Source organism: Lacticaseibacillus parakribbianus (assembly GCF_025490915.1).
GTDB lineage: Bacteria > Bacillota > Bacilli > Lactobacillales > Lactobacillaceae > Lacticaseibacillus > Lacticaseibacillus parakribbianus.
The window spans coordinates 33,169-51,897 of sequence record NZ_JANQBA010000002.1 but is presented as its reverse complement, the minus strand read 5'-3'; the positions used below and the strand labels follow the sequence as shown (position 1 = coordinate 51,897).

Here is an 18,729-nt window from a genome sequence, read left to right as displayed (position 1 = left end):
AAAAACCCGTCGCTCTCCGGTTCAGTCGTCATGGCTGGCCGGGAAGCGGCGGGTTTTTGCGTGGTGCGATTGCGTGGTGCGACTACAACGCGATGGGCTTATCGGCGGTCGGCTGTTCGGTCTTGGGGTCCAGCACGACGGTCAGGGTGACGGTTTTCTTGCGCCGGTCGATCGTTGGGTTGGCCTCGACCACGACGCCCAGCACTTGCTGCAGGCTCTGGGCCAAGAAGCCGGCCTCCAGGCGAAAATCGGGGTCGTCGAAGTTTTGGATGCGCGTCTCCACCACGGCGCCGGCCAGCAGGTACGACCGCTCGGCGCGTTTGGCCGCCTCGGGCGTCAGGGTGCCGAGACCGACCTTCTCGAACAAGGCGGGGATGTCCGGTTCGGCGACCGGCAGCTTGGCCGCCAAGGCGCGGCCGGCCCAGTACAGGATGTTGGAGGTTTCGACCCCTAGCAGATCTGGCAGCAACAGGTCGCGAATGGCCAGCTGGCCGAACAGCGGCCCGGTTGCTGGAAGGGTGAGTAGATCTTGATAACTTGCTTTTGCCATGACGGCCTCCTCGTGAACGTTACTCCTAGTATACTGGAATCCGCGGCAAAAATCAGCACCGAAGCCCGGCCGGCCCCACTTGATTTTGGCGGCGGAAGCGCCCACAATGAAGGTTCAGACTAAACGAAAGAGGCGTTTGCTATGAAGACGCAACCAATCGGTTTTATCGACTCAGGCGTCGGCGGCCTGACCGTGGTCAAGGAGGCGCTGCGGCAGCTGCCCAACGAAGGCGTCGTGTTCCTCGGCGATCAGGCTCGCCTGCCTTACGGGCCGCGGCCGGCGGCACAGGTGCGTGAGTTCACCTGGCAGATGGTCAACTTCCTGCTCGACCAAGACATCAAGATGCTGGTCGTGGCCTGCAACACGGCGACCGCCGCGGCCCTGCCGGATCTCAAGGCCAAGCTGAACATCCCGGTCATCGGCGTGATCGTCCCGGGCTCTCGGGCGGCGATCAAGGCGACTCAAAAGGCCCACATCGGCGTCATCGGCACGGAAGGCACCGTGGCCAGCCACGCCTACGCCGACACCATCCACGCCAAGGCGGAGGGGCTGAAGGTGACGGAGCTCGCCGCCCCGAAGTTCGTGCCGCTGGTGGAAAGCAACGAAATGACCACCCCGACGGCCAAGCGCGTGGTGGCCGAGACGCTGCAGCCGCTGCTGCACCTCGGCCTCGACACCTTGGTGCTCGGCTGCACCCACTACCCGCTGCTGCGGCCGCTGATTCAAAACGTGATGGGCGACGGCGTGACGTTGATCGACTCCGGTGCCGAAACCGTCAGCGAGGTGTCCACGCTGCTGGATTACTTCGACATCGCCAACGACGCCCCGACCGCGGCGCCGCAGCGTGATTTTTACACCACCGGCAACGCCGATCTGTTCGACGTGATCGCCGGCAACTGGCTGAACATGACGGTCAAGGCGACGCATGTGGCCATCGACCAGCTTGCCACCACCGGCCCCAAACAGGAGCCGACCCGCACCGTCGTGGTGGCCTCCAACAACGCCGGCAAGGTCAAGGAGTTGGCCGCGATGTTCGCCCAAGACGGCATTAAGGTCCTGAGCCTGCGCGATTTTCCGGAGGTCCCGGAGGTCGCCGAAAGTGGCGCGACCTTCGAGGAGAACGCGCGGCTGAAGGCCGACGGCTACGCCAAGGCGCTTGAGCTGCCGGTGCTCGCCGACGATTCCGGGCTTGCGGTCGATGCGCTGGACGGCCGGCCCGGCGTGTTCTCGGCCCGGTTCGCCGGGCGCGGCCACAACGACGCGGCCAACAACGCGAAGCTGATTGCCGAGCTGGCCGATGTCGCGCCGGCAGATCGCACCGCCACCTTCTACGCCACCTTGGTGTTCGCCAAGCCCAACCGGCCGGCGGAGGACCTGGTGGTGACGGGATCTGTGGCCGGGTTGATCACCGGGGTGCCGCGCGGCGCGAACGGTTTTGGCTACGATCCGTACTTCTTGCTGCCGGACCTAGGCAAAACCATGGCGGAGCTGACGGCGGCTGAGAAGAATGCGATCAGCCACCGCGGCAACGCGATGCGAGCCTTGGAGCAAAAATGGCGTTCCTGGTACCAGGACTGAGGAGGTCGCTGTGAAACTAGTCGTAGTGAGCGACACCCACGGGGATCGCGCGATTCTCGAGGCGATTTTGCGCCAGCAGCCCGGTGCCGCCGGTTATTTTTACGCCGGCGACTCGGAGCTTGCGGCGGCCGATCCGCTGTTTGACACGTTCCGCGCCGTGGCCGGCAACATGGATTTTGATCCGGACTTTCCGCTGACGGTGAGCGCGACGATTCAGGGTCTCACCGTGTTTGAGACCCACGGCCACCGCTTCGGCGTCAACTTCGGCCTCGGTCAGCTGATTGAGGCCGCCCAGGCGGCCAAGGCCCAGGTGGCGTTGTTCGGTCACACCCACCAACTGGGCTGCGAGGTTCACGACGGCATCCTGCTGGTCAACCCCGGCAGCATCTCCCAGCCCCGCGGCCAGTTCGCCAGCCTGCGCGGCACCTACGCCGTGATTGACGTGACCGAAGCGGCCTTCACGGTCACTTATTACTTGCGCGACGGCCAGCCGGCCCCGGGCCTTCAGCGGCGCTTCACGCGCCAGCGCTGAGCCACCAGAAAAAAGGCGCCGCCACCTTCGCAGTTGCTGCGAGGTGACGGCGCTTTTGATTTGGCCGAGTGAGACGTTCGCTCGGCGTGGCCGGCTACTTCATGAACACGGTCTTGTACAGCAGGATGGCGGTGATGGCCGCGGCGATCGGCGCCACCACTGGCACCCAGGCGTAGCCCCAGTCCGAGCTGCCCTTGTGGCGCAGCGGCAGCAGCTGGTGCAACAGGCGGGGACCGAGGTCACGCGCCGGGTTCAGGGCCGGGCCGGTCGGGCCGCCGAAGCTGGCAACCAGCGTGGCGACCAGAAAGCCCAGCGCCATGTGGGCGGTGCCGAGGTTGTCTTGGAAAAACGGCGCCTTGGTGATGCCCAGTGCCCCGAAGAAGAGAATGAAGGAACCGATGAATTCGTTGATGAAGCCGTTGAGCTTGCTCTTCGTGGCGTTGATGGTGCTGAAGGTCCCCAGGATGTGCTGGGTGTTGGTGGTCAGGTCGTAATGCGGCTTGTAGGCGGCGACCACCCACAGCTGACCGAACATCGCGCCCAGGAACTGGACGACCAGGTACGGCAACACTTCTTGCCACGGGAACATGCCGGCCACCGCCAGGCCGATGGTGAAGGCGGGGTTGATGTGGTTGCCCGAGATGCCGCCGATGATCATCGCGGGGATCATGACCCCGGCGCCGTAACCCACGGCAATCAGCATCCAGTCGGAGCCGTTCCCCTTCGTCCCTTTCAGGTCCACGTTGGCCACGGATCCGTTGCCCAGGGCAACCATGATCGCGGTGCCCATGAATTCAGCAATCAGCCGAACTCCTAAATCGTATGTCATTTCGTCTCTCCCTTTACCCGGACTTTCTGAAAATCCGTAATGCACATATTCTACCAATTTATGGAATTATAGGCAAGATTAACGAAGACGTAAAGCTTTTTGCTCACGGGTGCATCGCCCGGTCAATTCCGGTAAAATAAGGGGGTACCCACAAAGAGGAGTGTGCAAATGATCAACAAAGTGATCGATCACATGATGATAGAGAATCGCCAGCACTTCATGATCCCCGGCGAGGTGGTGGCCAGCGTGAACGAGGACAACTCGCTGCGCCACGCGTTTTTGGTTCTGACCAAGGTGCGTTACGCCAAGATTCCGGTTTTGGACCACGACGACCACCTGAAGGGGCTGTTGTCTTTGCCCATGATCACCAACACGATGCTCGGCCTCGATGACCTGAACATCGACCCGCTGGACCGCCTATGCGTCCGGGACGTAATGGAAACCGACCTGGTGACCGTTGAGGACCCGTACGATGTGGAAAACGTGCTGCACCTGCTGGTCGATAGCCCGTTCCTACCGGTGGTCCAGGCCGATGGCACCTTCACCGGCATCGTGACGCGCCGCGAAGTCATGAAGGGCATCAACTACATTGGCCACAACATCGACAAGCAATACGCGGTGACCCCGCTTGAGCAACCGGTTGCCAAGCCCTGATCAGCTGCCCCAGAGACAATCAACTTCACCAAATACCAAAACAGCGACCCGCCAACGCCGACTTGCGCGTCAGGGGGTCGCTGTTTTGGTCTGATCGTCACGCGTCCGGCCGGTCCAAAAACATGGTGGCGACGATGCCCAAGGCCCCGGCCACGCCGCACTGAAGCGCGGCGGCCAGCCAGTAGGGCGGCCAGGCCGGGGCAATGCCGGTTTGCACCAGAATCACGACGGCGGCGCAGACGATGCCCGATACCGCCCAGTAGACCAGCGCCTCGAACCGGGCGAGCAGCCAGGCCATCAGCCGCGCCACCGCCAGCAGGCCGACGGCGGCGCCGAGGGCAAAGGGCAAAAGCAGCGCGACGCTGGCGGCGGCCTGGCCAAAGCCTGCCCAGTCGCCGGCGACCGCGGCGCGAGCCGCAGTCCCCAGCTGCCCAACCGCGTTGTAGACGGTGCCGTACTGGTCGATCACCATCAGCATGATCGACCCGGAAATGCCGGGAATGGCCATCAGCGCCACCGAAAAGGCGCCGGCCCAAAGCATCGTGAAGAAGTCCCCGGCGCCGCGTAGCGTGGGAATCGCAATCAGGGTCGTCGCGTCGCCTTCGCCCAGCCGCGCCAGCCCGTAGATCACCGCAAAGCCGGCGACCGCAAGCAGCGGGTGCCAGGGCGCAAAGGCGACCTGCCGGCACTTGCGCCACACGAACGGCGCGATGCCCAGCACCAGCCCGGTGAAGAAGGCGTAGGCCAGAAGCGGCCACGCCGCGGTGGCGGCGAGGATGGCCTTGGTCGATAGGAGAATGCCCAAGGCCGCCCCCAGCCCCACCGGTATGAGCAATCGCAGGTGGCGCCGCGGGTCCTCGCGGAAGTGGTTGAGGGCGGCGAGCAGGCGGTCGTACAAACCGACCACGACGGCAAAAATGCTGCCGGAGAGACCGGGAATCACCAGGGCGATGCCGATGAAGGCACCTTTGATCAGGTTACGCATAGTTGTCCTTTCACGGGGGTTGGCGAGGGAAGGGCGACAAAAAAGCGGGTGGTTCACCGCGCCGGGGACAGCGGCCTGATGCCACGGTGCCACGGCGAATTCAGGGGTGGCGCGGCCGCTGGCCCCGGTGCGGTAGGTGCTACTGCTGCGGGTGTGGCACCGTCGCGGTCGGCAGCACAATGCCGGCGTCGGTTAAGGCCTGGCTGTAGGCGGCCAAAAAGTCGCGCTGAACCGCCAGTTGCTGCCCGTTTTGGACGAACATCAGGACTTGGTAGGAGAAGGTGCCGTCGCCGTTGTCGGTCAGCCCCAAGACATCCGGGCCGCTCTTGATTTCCTTGTGGGTCGGCACCAGTTTGCGGTTGACCGCATCGATCACCGCGTCGACCTTGGCAAAGTCGGTGTCCGGCCGCATCGGCAGCCTGACTAAGGCCTGCATGTTGCTTCGCGACAGGTTAGAGACAATGCTGATGTTGCGGTTGGGGATGTAGTTGATTGTGCCGTTGAAGCTTTGCACGATGGTGGTTCGCAGCCCGACGCTGGTCACTTTGCCCGAAATCGCGCCGAGCGTGACGGAATCGCCGACGTCGAACTGGCCCTCGAGGATGATGAAAATGCCGGTCACCACGTCGGACACGAAGCCCTGTGCCCCCAGGCCCAAGGCGATGCCGACCACGCCGGCGCCGGCGATCAAGGTGCCGACGGGAACGCCGAGGGTGGATAAGACGGCATATAGGTAGAAGAACAGCACCAGGTACGAGAAGGCGTTGCGCGTCAGCGTGTGCATGGTGTCAACGCGCGTCGGGGTCAGCCGACTGCGGTCCTTGTAGGTGGCGAAGCCGCGGTTGACCAGTCGCTTGCCGAGGCTGTTGATCAGCCAAAACAGCAGGGTGAACAGCACCAGCTGAACCACCACGGACACGACGCGGTCTAAGACGCCGTCCCAGTTGATGTTTTGAACATAGCGCAGGAAGAGGTTGGTCTGCTGCGTGAGGTCTTTGGCCTGAGCTAGAAAAATCACAATTAATCGCTCCAATCTTTCCTTAGTGTACCAAACCGGGCAGTTGACGGCCACTGACCAAAGGAAATCTTGGGAAAATCCCGCAAGCGTTTGCGGCGGTATAGTAATGATGATATTCTTAGGGTATCGGGCTTAAAGCCAGTGAGGAGGGTGTTGCATGTCAGGAGCAGAAGTTGCCGGCGTGATTGCGGCCGTTGCGTTGCTGGTCATCGCGCTGGCCATCGCGATCGTCGCAATCCGGCTGTCGGCGGTCACCAAGGAAATCAAAAATACGGTGGCAGAGGTCAACCAGACGCTCGCCACGGTCAACGGGGAAATCAAGCCGCTGACCAATGAAGTCGAAGCATTGCTAACGAAATCCAACACGCTGCTCAACGACGTGAACGGCAAGGTGGCCGCGGTCGATCCGGTGTTCACCGCGATCGGCGAGCTCGGCGAATCTGTGTCCGACCTGAACTCGGCCACGCGCAACCTGACCGAAAAAGTCGCAGGGGGCGTCCAAAACACCGCGAAGGTCACCGCCGCCGCCAAGGTTGGCAAGATGGCGATGTCGATGCTGAAGAAAAAAGAGTCCAAGAAGGATTAGTCACCAATAAGGAGGGTTCCACATGTCAAAGAAGAGTCACTTTTTGTTAGGGTTTGTGCTTGGCGCCGCCAGCTCGCTGGCCGCCACCTACCTGCTGACCCCGCAGACCAGTTCGGATTTGAAGAAGAAGTTCGCGACGACCAAGGATGACTTGGCCGACCGGGCGGCGGATTACTACGATTACGCCAAGGATGCGACGGCCGAGTGGCGCGATTCCGCCACGGCCCTGGTGGCTGACCTGAAGGCCAAGGCCCAAAAGCCCGAGGATGCGGTGGCCAACTACGACCAGGCAACGGCCTCTTTGAAGGACCAGCTGACGGCGGTGCCGGAAGTCGGTGGCAACGATGACTTCGACGACATCGTGCTGGACGGCAAGAGCGCCTTCGCCCAGGCCAAGGACCAGGCGGATGCCCCGGTGGCCGACGCCGAGGGGCCGGAGATGCAGGCCGCAGACGAGCCGGACACTCCGGTTGACGCGGCTGAACCAGCCGCAGACGAAGATTCAAAAGACTAAGCGCGTACACGCAGTGGCCACCGCGGCGAAGCCGACGGTGGCTTTTTGGTACCCAGAGCGTAGTGGGGCGGTGCTCCGGTTCGGGTCGCGGTGAGATAGGAGGACGAACATGACGACATTGGCGGTGATTTCGGATGTGCATGGCAACCAGACGGCGCTTGCCGCGGTGCTGCAAGACGCCAAAGCGCAAGGCGCAACGCAAATCTGGTTGTTGGGGGACCTCTTGTTGCCGGGGCCCGGCGCTGCCGGACTGTTTGCGCTACTGGCGCAGCACCACGTGCGATACGCCGTACGAGGCAACTGGGAGGATATTTTTCTCAAGGGGCTGACCGCTCATTACCAAGACACCGCCAAGCACCGCTACTTCACGGGGTTGGCTCGCCACATCGCGGCCCGGCTGAATGCGGCAGAGCTCGCCGTCCTGCCGGCGCTGCCGATGCAGGCAACGGCCCAGCTGGGTGGGTTGACCTTCAGCCTGACGCACAACCAGCCGGGCAAAAACGACGGGCAGGCGCTGGTGCCAGCCGGTTCGCAGGCCAATTTTGACGCGCTGGTGCCGGATGCGGCCGACGTGGCGCTGTACGGCCACACCCACCACCAGATTATTCGCTACACCAGCCGCGAGCAGTTGGTGCTCAATCCCGGCACCGTGGGCATGCCGGTGTTCAACTGGCCGCACCACCCCTTCGATCACCGGGCCCAATACGCGCTGCTCACAGTCGCCGACGGGATGATCGACCAACTGACGCTGCGCAAGGTTGACTACGACATCGCGCAGGAGGCGGCGCTGGCCAGGCAGGTCAACCTGCCTTACCTCGAACTGTACCTGGATCAGCTGACGACGGGGCGCATTCACACCTACGACACGGTCAACCAGGAGCGGTTGACCGCCTGGTATGCCGCCCATCCAGGGGCCGACGGTGGCGCAACTCAATCCTAAGACCGATGGGTTCACGACTCACTTTTGGTACCATAAGCGTAATGAATCGTTGCGTGACCAAAGGGGGGAGTCGAATGACACAGACACAGACGCTGGTGGCCAGTCGCGAGGCCGTGATCGCAGCCGTGGCCGCTCAGGCGCCGCGCCTTTTGGTCGATGCCCAGGCCGTGCCGGAACTCGCCGTGTTGGTAGGGGTGCAGGGTCCAGCGGCGGCAAGCTGCACTGAGGCGAACGTCGGCCAGCTGCTGGCCCAAAGCGGCGTCGGGCCCCTGTGGCGCTATGTCCTGCTGCGGGGCTGGGGGGCGGCCGCCGTGGTGGCCGTGCTGACCCAGTACCGGCTGGTGGCCGCCGACCTTGACGTGGTGACGCTGACGCGGCACTAGTGCATCGACGAAAAAACCGTGCGGACTCATTTTTCCGCACGGTTTTTTGCGCTTAATCGCCGCTCACCAGCAGGGCGCTGGTTCCGCGGTCGGCCAGCTCGTGGAGGCAAGCCAGCGCGGTGTCCACCATGCTTTGCACGGCGGTCTGGGTGTAATAGGCGATGTGGGGCGACAGCAAGACGTTCGGCTGGGCCAACAGGGCCTGCCACTGCGGGTCGCGGAAGTGGCCGCGGTGGCTTAGCGCCAGCAGGTCTTGCGTCTCGTTCTCGTAGGTGTCGATGCCGGCGCCACCGAGTTGGCCGCTGGCCAAGGCCGCCACCAGCGCCTTAGTGTCGACCAGGTTGGGCCGACCGGTGTTGATCAAAATCGCGCCGGGGCGCATGGTCGCAAGCGCCGCCGCATCGATCAGGTGGTGGTTGGCGGCGGTGCCCGGCACGTGCAGGCTCACGATGTCGCTTTGGGCCAGCAGCTGCGAAAGCGGCACCGGCGTGTGGGTGAGCCCGGGCAGTTGGGCGTCGTGGGTGTCATGGGTCAGCACCTTAGCGCCAAAACCGTTGAGCAGGCCGATCAGCTTGCGGCCGATGCGACCGGTGCCGACGACGCCGACGGTGCAGCTGTTGAGCTCGCGACCGAGGTGGGTGGTTGCCTGCTGGTAGCGGTCGGCCTGCAGGTCTTGTTGCACCAATCCGGTGTGGCGCAGCAGGTACAGCATGTCGGCGATGGCGAACTCGGCGATGGCGGCCGGGGAGTAGGCCGGCACATTGGTGATGGCGACGCCGTGCTGGGCAGCCGCGGCGAAGTCCACATTGTCGGTGCCGGTGTTGCGCAGCGCTAGGGTCGTGATGCCTTGCGCCTTCAGCCCCGCAAAGACGCCGGGGACGTAAGGCACGGTTTGAAAACAGGTGACGGCCTGGGCGCCTTGGGCCCAGCCAACCGTCTCGGTTGTGAGAAGCTCGGGGTGCAGGTCAAGCGCGTCGCCTGTTTGGGCGGCCCACTTGGCGAAGTAGGGGCGTTCCGACGGGCGAACGCCGAAAGCGGCGATTCTCATCTGGTCAAGTCCTTTCGATCGGGAGATAGAACCCTAAGCTTACCACTTCCCCGCCAAAAATGGCACCGCTTTCCGCAAATTTAAGCAATCGCTTTCAATTCATCGCCACAAAAAACGCACCGGGTGACCGGTGCGTCTATGGTCTTTGTGCATCCTCGGGTCAACGGGCGGCAATCGCGTCCTGTTGCACCGGCCACGCGGACCCTCGCCCCAATGGGTTCCGCGTCGCCTCGCCGCCGTCAGATTTCGAAGTGCGGGTCGCCCGCCAGCGTGTCGTGGTAGAGGTCGTTCATCTCGCCGACCGTGCGGGTCAGCTCGGCGACAAGGCTCGGCGGCGTCAGCAGCTTGGCCATGTTGCCCTGGCTGAGCAACCACATTTTGAAGGCCTCGGTGTACACCGTGGCCTGAATCGTGACCTTGTGGTGCGGCGCGTCTTGGGTGATGATGCTCGCGGTGGGCAGCCAATCAAGCGCCGCGTCCGGGCGCCCCCAGAAGTCGAAGGTCACCGTCACCCGCGGTCCCCCCGCCATGATCGGCAAGTAGCGCCGCAGCTCGCCTTCCGGGTAGCGGCTGGTGTAGCCGTTGGCCTGCCCGTCTTCCGAGCGCAGCCGGTAGTCTTGAATCCGGTCGAAGCGGTAGAACCGCTCGAGGCCGCGTTCCTGGTCGACAGCGATCAGGTAGAAGTAGTGGTCGGAGAAAAAAATCGCCTTGGGTGCGACCAGAACGCTTGATTCCTTGCCGTTGCGTGAGCGGTAGCTGAGCAGCACGGTCTGGCCGCGGGTGATGATCAGGCTGAACTGCCAAATCAGGCCGGTCAGCGGCTGGTTGTGGTGCAGCGGCAGGTAGTTGAACACCTCGTTTTGAATCACGCGGTTGATCACGCGCCGTTCGCTTGGCAGCGCCGTCTGAAGCAGGTTGGCGATCAAGGCCTTGGCCTCTTCCGCGTTCAAGGCGCGACTGGCCAGCAGGATTTTGATCAAAACCACCAGCTGCGCGGAGTTCAGCTCGCTGGCACCGGACTGAAGCTCAAAGGCGTGGGTTCGCTGGTTGTACTGAACCTCAAAGGCGACCTCCTCGTGGTCGAATAAGGCGTTGAGCTGGCTGATATCACGCTGGATCGAGCGCTCCGTCACCGCAAAGTGTTTGCTGAGCTGCTGCTTGTTCAGCGGCACGTGACGAACCAGGTGCAGTAAAATGTAGACCTGACGGTAGGCACTGTTCGCCATCAATCATTCCCCCTGATCCGTAAGACACGTCAATAAGAGTAAACTTCTGCTAAGTTTATTTTACCCTTTGCGTAGACACCGTGCGTCTAGCCGAAAAAATAATCATTTGTTTGCGCAACCATCACTGCCAAAGCCGCCATACCGATGGCAACGCAGGGACTGATGGTGGGGCCAAGGGCCGGCCCCAAGCACCAGCCCCACGCTAGGCGTTCCGCTAAACGCGCCGCTGCGCCCTCTGCCCCTAGTCAAGCTCCGAGCTTTACGGTAGAATGAGCAAAGGACGTTCGCCGATAGGCACTAAGGAGCTGACCCGCATGTTTATTTTCTTTTCCGCGCTTGGCCATGCGCTGGTCATGCCGCTGCCGCCACCGGCATCAGCGATTCGGCGGTAGCCACAATTGTTCGCCCGTTGTCGGGCATGACCGAGCCCGTGCGGCTCACACACACAATAAGGAGTATTCCAATGACCGAAGCAGTTGATTTACGTGCAGGGATGACATTCGTTGAAGACGGTAAGCTGATCAAGGTGCTTGAATCCAACCACCACAAGCCGGGCAAGGGCAACACCCTGATGCAGCTCAAGCTGTACGACGTTCGCGCCGGCAGCACCGTTCAGACCACCAAGCGGCCGAGTGAAAAAATCGAGCTGGCCGTGCTCGAAGACAAGCCGGCTCAGTACCTTTACACCCAAGACACCTTGGCCTACTTCATGGACCTGGCGACTTATGAGCAGTACGAGCTGCCGACCGAAAGCATCGAAGAGGAGCTCAAGTACCTGCTTGAAAACACCCAGGTCAACATCGAGTTCTACGGCAGCGAAGTGATCGGCATCACGCTGCCGACCACCGTTGAGCTGACCGTCACCGAGACCCAACCTTCCATCAAGGGCGGCTCCGTGACCGGCGGCGGCAAGCCGGCGACGCTTGAAACCGGCCTGGTGGTCAACGTGCCGGACTTCATCCAAAACGGTGAGAAGCTGATCATCAACACGCAAAACGGCACGTACCAAAAACGCGCCTAAGCGAATCCTTGTGATTTTATCAACGGTCGGCCCTGCGGGGACGGCCGTTTTTGTGCGGCCAGCGGCCGGCAGCGTCGGTCTCATTGAATCCTAATCAGGTCTTACAGCAACGTTATGTTTGCGCCGACCAATTCCTGTATACTAAAGGTGGAGAAGCTTAGGGCCCGGGCCCGGAACGGAGAAGTGAATGAGACAGTTAAAGTACCAGCGACGGCGGCGTCACATGGGTTGGGTGATTGGCATTGTGACAGTTTTGGTGGCGGCGGTCGCGGCGACCGGCGGCTTTTGGCTGTGGCGTGAGCAGCGCAACGCCAAGGCGCCGCGGCAGTTGAACGCGGCGGTCGCGGCGGCCAAAAAGGCGCATCGCGGCAGCGTGGTGACGCGCCAGACCAAGGCCGGCAAGGTGGTCTACCTGATGCCGGACGGAATTGAGAAACCGGCGCCGGCGGTGGTGCAGGCCGCCGCGAAGACGTTGGCGGCGCTGCCCAAAGGCGCGACGACCAAAACCGCGGTGGTGACGGTGACCCTGCGTGGGGTGCCGTACGGCCTGGCCAGCCTCGACGTGGCCGGTCAGGGCTACGGGGTGGTGGCCCACCGGCTCGCCGCGGTGGCGAAAAAGGCCACGGGCCTGGCGACGGTGACCATGGCCACCGGCCAGCCGGCGACGCTGCACCAGCTGGTCGACACCGACCCGGCGCGTCGTGCGATCAACTACCAGGCCAGACAGGTGCTGGCCGACAACAAGAAGCTGAGCGACGCGGCGCTTGCGGCGGTGTTGACCCAGCCCCTGTTGGCCGACCTCAACGCGCAAAACTTCACGCTGACGCCCACAACCCTGACCATTTTGGATGCCCAAAGCCGGCCGGTGGCCGCGGTGCCGCTGACGCGCATCGCCCAGTTCATGAAGGGTGGTCGCGCCAAGGAGCAGCCGGGCAAGGTGATCGCGTTGACCTTCGATGACGGTCCCAACCCGACGCTGACGCCGCAGATTCTCGCGGCGCTTCATCAGGCCGGCGCCAAGGCGACGTTTTTCATGCTGGGATCGGGCATTCACGACTACCCACAGGCGGCCAAGGCGGTGGCCGAAAGCGGCAACGAAATCGGCATTCACACCTACGACCACCAGTACCTGCCGGGCCTGAGCGTGACGGCCGGGCTGGATCAGGTTTACGGCAAAATGACCCAGACCTACTACCACACCTTCGGCACCCTGCCGACGCTGCTTAGGCCGCCGTACGGGGCGATCGGCAAGCAGCTGGCCGCCGCCGAGGACCTGCCGGCGATTCAGTGGACCACCGACTCGCAGGACTGGGAGTCCAAAAACGCCGGCGCCATTTTGAACCGCATTCGGTCGACGGCCTACGCCGGCGGCATCGTGCTGATGCACGACATTCAGCCGGCCACCGCCCAGGCGCTGCCTAACGTGATTCGAACGCTTCGCGGCCAGGGCTATCGCTTCGTGACGGTCAGCGAACTGCTCGGGGGCCGGCTCTTGCCGGGCCACCAGTACTTCGGCCGCGGCGACGAGCGGCCGGTGTGATGGCGGCCGGTACGACTGCGCAGACAAGAAACTGAGCCACGCCTTGCGACGGCGGCTCGAAAGGACAGCGACATGACGGAATTTTACTTGGTGCGGCACGGGGAAACCACAGTCAATCAGGCGCATCAGTTCAACGGCGGCCTGTCCGACGGGCCGCTGACGGCCGCCGGGGTCGCCGGGGCCCAGGCGGTTGGGGCCAGGCTGGCTCAGCACCGCTTCACGCAGGTTTTGACCTCCAGCATGCCGCGGGCGCTGGCCACGACCGACTTGATCATGGCGGCCAACGCCTTTGCCTTGACGACGCCGGTGCAGCCGGTGGCGGCGCTGCGGGAGATGGTGCTCGGTGATTGGGACGGCCGCACCGGCGAAGACATCGCCGCCCCCCAAGACATCGCCACTTACTTCCACGACCCGCTGGCCTTCGACGAGACGGTCGCCGACCGCATTCACGCCGAGCGCTACGCAAGCGTTCGCCACCGCACCCAAACGGTGATCGCCACGGCCTTTGCGGCGCATCCGACCGGGCGCATCTTGGTGGTGGGACACGGCATCGTGTTCCTGTTGTTGCTGAACGCGCTGATGAACCGGCCGCTGAGTGCGGCGCGTCAGCAGCGCATCCTGCAAAACGCGACGGTGACCAAGCTGGTGACGCGAAACGGCCAGGATTTCACCGAGGTTTACCGCGACCGCTGAGGCGCGGCGGCAGGCTAGGCGGCGGCCACTGGCGAGCGACTAGCGGCCGGCGCAGCTGGTGCCAGTCACCGCGGCGGCCAAATTAGTTTTTCGCTAAGGGTTGACATTTTTTTCTAATGCGCGTATTGTTCTCACCATACCAGTTCAAGGAGTGTTGATGATGACAAGATTAATTCCAACACAACTGAATAACGCGTATTACTACGGCTATTACGGATAGCGGTTTGTGTCTGGGGATGCAAACCGCGCGCAGGTTTGCATCCATATGGTCGTAGCATTTCAACATGCAAGCGATGGCCACGTGGATGAGCGAATACTCTCCAGGTGGCCCTTTCTTTTCCGGAAAAGTCTGCGGTCACGGGGAGTGTTCATCCCGTGGCCGTTTTATTTTGGGCAAAGAAGAGGAGTTTTATCATGAAGCTGAAGAAAATCGCACTGAGTCTCGCCACCGTCGCCGCCGTCTTGAGCCTTGCCGCCTGCGGCAAGAAGCAGGCCGCAGACAAGAACACCGTCAAGATTGGCATCCTGCAGCTGATCGACCAAAGCGCCTTGAACGCCGCGCGGAAGGGCTTCACCGAGGAGCTCGCCGCCGCCGGCTACAAGGGCAAGAAGGTGCAGATCGATTACGTCAACGCGCAAGGCGATCAGGCCAACCTGAAATCGATGAGCCAGCAGCTGGCCAAGGACGGCAACGTCTTGAACCTGGCGATTGCGACCCCGGCGGCCCAGGCGCTGCAAAAAGAGGACGCCAAGACGCCGATGCTCTTCACCGCCGTCACCGACCCCAAGGCCGCGGGGTTGGTCTCAGACGTTGACGCGCCGGACCTGAACGCGACCGGCGTCACCGACGCCGTGGATGTCGCCGGCCAAATCGATTTCACCCACAAGCTGTTCCCGCAGGCCAAGCGCATCGGGCTGCTCTACAACGCCGCCGAGGAGAACTCGGTGGTCCAGATTGCCCAGGCCAAAAAGGAGCTGAAGAAGCTGGGGCTCAAGGCGGTGGTCAAGACCGCGGCGACGACCAACGACGTGCAGCAGGCCGCAGAGGCGCTGGCCAAGCAGGCCGACGCGATTTACATCCCAACCGACAACGTGGCCGCGGCGGCGATGCCGACCATCGGCAAGGTCTCCGAGGCGGCCAAGGTGCCGGTGGTCAACGCCGACGCGACGATGATCAAAACCGGCGGCGTGGCGACGCAGGGCATCAACTACGAGGACCTCGGGCGGCAGGCGGCCAAGCTGGCCATCAAGATCATCAAGGGCAAGAAGGTGAAGGACCTCGCCGTTGAGGCTCCGGCCAAGACGTCTTTGGTCACCAACAAGCACCGGATGCAGCTGTTCAACCTGACCCAAGCGCAGGTCGAGGCGGCCGCCAAGTAACCCTGAATCCCGTTTCTCCTGATCCGAAGCACCGTGCGAAAGATTTGACCTTGACATGAGAAAATTATGAGTGTATTCTCGTAAACATACCAGAACAACTGGTAATGTCAAAGGAGTGTTGACCATGAACCAAGCAATGCCAACACAACTGAATCGCGCCTTTTTCGCCGGCTTTTTCTTCGGATAGCGGTCCGCATCCCCAATGGATGTGAACCGCGGTTCACATCCATGAGGCCGGCGCAGTTAAATGTGCAATCAACCGCCACATGGATTAACACAATCCATGTGGCCTTTCTTTTTCCGGAAAAAATCGATGGCCAGCCACGTGGAATTGTGTCCCCGTGGCTGGCCGTTTTTTGTCAGTCAGACAACTCAGGAGGAAGAAATATCATGAAGATGACCAAAGTTTTGACCGGCGTGGCAGCCGCCGCGATGCTGTTGACCCTCGCCGCTTGCGGCAAGAAGGCCCAGGCCGACGACGGCACCGTGCGTATCGGGGTGCTGCAGCTGATCGACCAAACCGCCTTGACCGACGCGCGGCAGGGCTTCACCCAGGCGCTGGCCAAGGCTGGCTACAAGGGCAAGAAGGTCCAGATCGATTACGTCAACGCGCAAGGCGACCAGGCCAACTTGAAGACGATGAGCGAACGCTTGGCCAAGGATGACAACGACGTCAACTTGGCGATTGCCACCCCGGCGGCCCAGGCGCTGCTCAAGGAAGACAACCAGACGCCGATGGTCTTCACCGCCGTCACCGACCCCAAGGCGGCCGGGCTGGTCGATGACCTCAAGGCCCCGGACAAGAACGTCACCGGCGTCGTCGACCTGGTCGACATCCCCGCCCAGGTCAGCTACATGCACAAGCTCTTCCCCAAGGCCAAGACGGTCGGCATGATCTACAACGCCGCCGAGCAAAACTCGATCGTCCAGGTCCAGGCCGCCGAGAAGGCCGCAAAGCAGCTGGGGCTCAAGGTGACCAAGCGAACCGTCGCCTCGACCAACGACGTGCAGCAGGCGATGGAGTCCCTGGCCGGCTCAAGCGACGTGATCTACGCGCCGACGGACAACACCGTCGCCGCGGCGATGGCCACGGTCGGCAAGGTGTCCTTGGCCAAAAAGGTGCCGGTAGTGCCGGCGGCCTCGACTATGGTTGAAGACGGCGGCGTCGCCAACATCGGCATCGATTACAAGGAGCTGGGGCGGCAAACCGGGCGGCTGGCCGTGAAGATCCTGCGCGGCCAAAAGGTCAAGCAGCTGGCCGTCGAGGCGCCGGCCAAGGTCACCGTGATTAAAAACGAGAAGATGATGAAGGCGTTCGGCATCACCGCTCAAGACGCGGCCGACGCCGCCAAGTAAGGTTGCGGCTTTCAGCGCTGAGACGGCGACTGGGTCGCATTCGTACCACACACAACGCTACTCACCCGGTGCAGCACTGCGCCGGCCCATTATTGGAGGACAAGGCACAATGGATATTTTGATCTCAAGTGTTTCGCAAGGCCTGCTGTGGTCCGTCATGGCCATCGGCGTTTACCTGACGTTTCGCATTCTGGACATCGCCGACATGACCGCCGAAGGGAGCTTCCCGCTGGGGGCCGCCATCACCGCCCATGCGTTGGTGTCGGGGGTCGGCCCGATCGCCGCCACGCTGCTCGGCGCCGGTGGCGGCGCCTTGGCCGGCCTGGTGTCCGGCATCTTGCACACCAAGTTCAAGATTCCAGACCTGTTGACCGGGATTTTGACCATGACCGGGCTGTACTCCGTCAACCTGTTCGTCATGGGGCGGGCCAACGTGTCGCTGCTCGCCAACGTCAAGACGGCCTTCTCCCTGGTTGACCTCGGCGACAGCACTTGGGACACGATTCTGGTGGGGGCCGTGGTGGTCGCCATCGTGATTGTGGCCTTGGTCTACTTCTTCAACACCGAAATGGGCCTGGCCGCCCGGGCGGTGGGGGACAACCAGGCGATGAGTGCGGCCAACGGCATCAACAACGACACGATGAAGATCATCGTCTACATGGTGTCCAACGCCTTGATCGCGCTGAGCGGCAGCCTGATGGCCCAGACCAACGGCTACGCGGATATCTCAATGGGGATCGGCACCTTGGTGATCGCGCTGGCCGCCATCATCATCGCCGAGATCCTGGTGCGTAACCTCAGCTTCGGGGCCCGGCTGGTCACCATCATCGTCGGCGCCGTCATCTACCGCCTGATCATCGCCTGGGTGCTCGACATGGGCGTCGACCCGAACGCCTTGCGCCTGTTCTACGCCCTGATGCTGGCCGTGTTCCTGGCCCTGCCGCTGGTCCAAAAGGGCCTGGTGCAGTGGCGCGAACGGCGCGAAAACAAGGCCCGGATGGCCAAGGAGGATTAGCATGAAAGCCTTAGAAGTCAAGCAGCTGCACCAGTACTTCGAAAAGGGAACGGTCAACGAGAACCACGCGCTGAAGGGCATCGACCTGACGCTTGACCCCGGCGATTTCGTCGCGATCATCGGCGGCAACGGGGCCGGCAAGTCGACGCTCCTCAACTCGGTGGCCGGCTCCATTCCCGTCACCCACGGCCAGGTGCGCATCGCCGGCAAGGACGTCACCTACCAAGGCGTGGCCAAACGCGCCAAGCTGATCGCCCGGGTCTTTCAAGATCCCAAGGCCGGCACGGCCCCGCGGCTGACCGTCGAGGAGAACCTGTCCTTGGCCCTCAAGCGCGGTCAGTGGCGCAATTTCTGGGCCGGCGGCGTCAAGCGGCGCGACCGCGACTTGTTCCGGCAAAAACTCGCCAGCCTGGGCCTGGGGCTGGAGGACCGGCTGACCGCCGAAATCGGCCTGCTGTCCGGCGGTCAGCGCCAGGCGGTGACGCTTTTGATGGCGACGCTGCAGGCACCGGAGCTGCTGCTGTTGGACGAACACACCGCGGCGCTTGATCCGCAGACCAGCGCGACGGTGATGGCGCTGACCGAGCAGCTGGTCGCCGCGCAGCACATCACCACGCTGATGATCACCCACAACATGCAAGACGCGCTGCGCTACGGCAACCGCCTGATCATGCTCGACCACGGCCAAATCGCCGTGGATCTCAAGGGCCCCGAAAAGGAGGGCCTGACCGTCGCCGACCTGATGCGCCTGTTCAAGGCCCAAAGCGGCGCGGAGCTGAGCGACGACGCGGTGCTTTTGAGCTAGTACAATCGAATCAGCCTGTGAACCGTCGGGAATGCCACCCGGCGGTTTTTTGGTACCGAATTGGATAGGCCCTAAT

Annotated in this window: 20 protein-coding genes; 14 read left to right on the top strand and 6 right to left on the bottom strand. The window is 62.7% G+C overall.

Features of this window, described 5'->3' with window-relative positions; genetic code table 11:
- Positions 1 to 82: 82 nt before the first annotated feature.
- Positions 83 to 550 carry a YslB family protein gene (locus NUH19_RS02305; RefSeq protein WP_262314951.1) on the bottom strand — a complete coding sequence of 156 codons (468 nt, stop codon included), beginning with the start codon at positions 548 to 550 and terminating at the stop codon, positions 83 to 85.
- 141 nt (positions 551 to 691) lie between these two features.
- On the opposite strand from NUH19_RS02305, the gene racE reads away from it, so the two are divergent.
- Positions 692 to 2,128: a glutamate racemase gene (racE, locus tag NUH19_RS02300; protein WP_262314950.1), complete on the top strand. Its 1,437-nt coding sequence runs from the start codon at positions 692 to 694 to the stop codon at positions 2,126 to 2,128.
- A gap of 10 nt (positions 2,129 to 2,138) precedes the next feature.
- A complete protein-coding gene (locus NUH19_RS02295) occupies positions 2,139 to 2,660 on the top strand; it encodes a metallophosphoesterase (RefSeq protein WP_262314949.1) in 522 nt (173 codons plus the stop codon).
- A 94-nt stretch (positions 2,661 to 2,754) separates the two neighbouring features.
- Here the strand turns inward: NUH19_RS02295 and NUH19_RS02290 are convergent, their stop codons facing one another.
- Positions 2,755 to 3,489: an MIP/aquaporin family protein gene (locus tag NUH19_RS02290; RefSeq protein WP_262314948.1), complete on the bottom strand. Its 735-nt coding sequence runs from the start codon at positions 3,487 to 3,489 to the stop codon at positions 2,755 to 2,757.
- Between the two features lie 168 nt (positions 3,490 to 3,657).
- On the opposite strand from NUH19_RS02290, the gene cbpB reads away from it, so the two are divergent.
- Positions 3,658 to 4,143: a cyclic-di-AMP-binding protein CbpB gene (gene cbpB, locus NUH19_RS02285; protein WP_262314947.1), complete on the top strand. Its 486-nt coding sequence runs from the start codon at positions 3,658 to 3,660 to the stop codon at positions 4,141 to 4,143.
- A gap of 97 nt (positions 4,144 to 4,240) precedes the next feature.
- Here cbpB and NUH19_RS02280 read toward each other — a convergent pair whose 3' ends face one another.
- Together NUH19_RS02280 and NUH19_RS02275 are read right to left on the bottom strand one after the other, a co-directional pair.
- Complete coding sequence (locus tag NUH19_RS02280; protein WP_262314946.1) at positions 4,241 to 5,128, bottom strand: DUF368 domain-containing protein; 888 nt, start codon at positions 5,126 to 5,128, stop codon at positions 4,241 to 4,243.
- Positions 5,129 to 5,267: 139 nt separating this feature from the next.
- Positions 5,268 to 6,149, bottom strand: a complete 882-nt coding sequence (locus NUH19_RS02275; protein WP_420844665.1) for a mechanosensitive ion channel family protein — start codon at positions 6,147 to 6,149, stop codon at positions 5,268 to 5,270.
- Between the two features lie 154 nt (positions 6,150 to 6,303).
- Here NUH19_RS02275 and NUH19_RS02270 point away from each other — a divergent pair, with 154 nt between their 5' ends.
- From NUH19_RS02270 to NUH19_RS02255, 4 genes are all read left to right on the top strand, one after another.
- A complete protein-coding gene (locus NUH19_RS02270; protein WP_262314944.1) occupies positions 6,304 to 6,732 on the top strand; it encodes a DUF948 domain-containing protein in 429 nt (142 codons plus the stop codon).
- Between the two features lie 22 nt (positions 6,733 to 6,754).
- Positions 6,755 to 7,246, top strand: coding sequence for a YtxH domain-containing protein (locus tag NUH19_RS02265; RefSeq protein ID WP_262314943.1), 492 nt, complete (start codon positions 6,755 to 6,757; stop codon positions 7,244 to 7,246).
- Positions 7,247 to 7,355: 109 nt separating this feature from the next.
- On the top strand, positions 7,356 to 8,186 hold the full coding sequence (locus tag NUH19_RS02260) for a metallophosphoesterase family protein (protein WP_262314942.1): 831 nt from the start codon (positions 7,356 to 7,358) through the stop codon (positions 8,184 to 8,186).
- A 74-nt stretch (positions 8,187 to 8,260) separates the two neighbouring features.
- Entirely contained in the window at positions 8,261 to 8,569 is a 309-nt protein-coding gene (locus tag NUH19_RS02255) for a hypothetical protein (RefSeq protein WP_262314941.1), read from the top strand.
- Positions 8,570 to 8,621: 52 nt separating this feature from the next.
- Here the strand turns inward: NUH19_RS02255 and NUH19_RS02250 are convergent, their stop codons facing one another.
- Together NUH19_RS02250 and NUH19_RS02245 are read right to left on the bottom strand one after the other, a co-directional pair.
- Positions 8,622 to 9,617, bottom strand: coding sequence for an NAD(P)-dependent oxidoreductase (locus NUH19_RS02250; protein WP_262314940.1), 996 nt, complete (start codon positions 9,615 to 9,617; stop codon positions 8,622 to 8,624).
- Between the two features lie 239 nt (positions 9,618 to 9,856).
- Positions 9,857 to 10,843, bottom strand: a complete 987-nt coding sequence (locus tag NUH19_RS02245; RefSeq protein WP_262314939.1) for a helix-turn-helix transcriptional regulator — start codon at positions 10,841 to 10,843, stop codon at positions 9,857 to 9,859.
- A gap of 463 nt (positions 10,844 to 11,306) precedes the next feature.
- Here NUH19_RS02245 and efp point away from each other — a divergent pair, with 463 nt between their 5' ends.
- The 7 genes from efp (at position 11,307) to NUH19_RS02210 (ending at position 18,653) form a co-directional block, all read left to right on the top strand.
- Positions 11,307 to 11,864: an elongation factor P gene (gene efp, locus NUH19_RS02240; RefSeq protein WP_262314938.1), complete on the top strand. Its 558-nt coding sequence runs from the start codon at positions 11,307 to 11,309 to the stop codon at positions 11,862 to 11,864.
- 187 nt (positions 11,865 to 12,051) lie between these two features.
- Positions 12,052 to 13,404: a polysaccharide deacetylase family protein gene (locus NUH19_RS02235; protein WP_262314937.1), complete on the top strand. Its 1,353-nt coding sequence runs from the start codon at positions 12,052 to 12,054 to the stop codon at positions 13,402 to 13,404.
- 72 nt (positions 13,405 to 13,476) lie between these two features.
- Positions 13,477 to 14,097: a histidine phosphatase family protein gene (locus tag NUH19_RS02230; RefSeq protein WP_262314936.1), complete on the top strand. Its 621-nt coding sequence runs from the start codon at positions 13,477 to 13,479 to the stop codon at positions 14,095 to 14,097.
- 414 nt (positions 14,098 to 14,511) lie between these two features.
- Positions 14,512 to 15,477 carry an ABC transporter substrate-binding protein gene (locus NUH19_RS02225; RefSeq protein ID WP_262314935.1) on the top strand — a complete coding sequence of 322 codons (966 nt, stop codon included), beginning with the start codon at positions 14,512 to 14,514 and terminating at the stop codon, positions 15,475 to 15,477.
- 390 nt (positions 15,478 to 15,867) lie between these two features.
- Entirely contained in the window at positions 15,868 to 16,833 is a 966-nt protein-coding gene (locus NUH19_RS02220) for an ABC transporter substrate-binding protein (RefSeq protein WP_262314934.1), read from the top strand.
- 109 nt (positions 16,834 to 16,942) lie between these two features.
- Positions 16,943 to 17,848 carry an ABC transporter permease gene (locus tag NUH19_RS02215; RefSeq protein ID WP_262314933.1) on the top strand — a complete coding sequence of 302 codons (906 nt, stop codon included), beginning with the start codon at positions 16,943 to 16,945 and terminating at the stop codon, positions 17,846 to 17,848.
- A gap of 1 nt (position 17,849) precedes the next feature.
- Positions 17,850 to 18,653: an ABC transporter ATP-binding protein gene (locus NUH19_RS02210; protein WP_262314932.1), complete on the top strand. Its 804-nt coding sequence runs from the start codon at positions 17,850 to 17,852 to the stop codon at positions 18,651 to 18,653.
- Positions 18,654 to 18,729 lie beyond the last annotated feature (76 nt).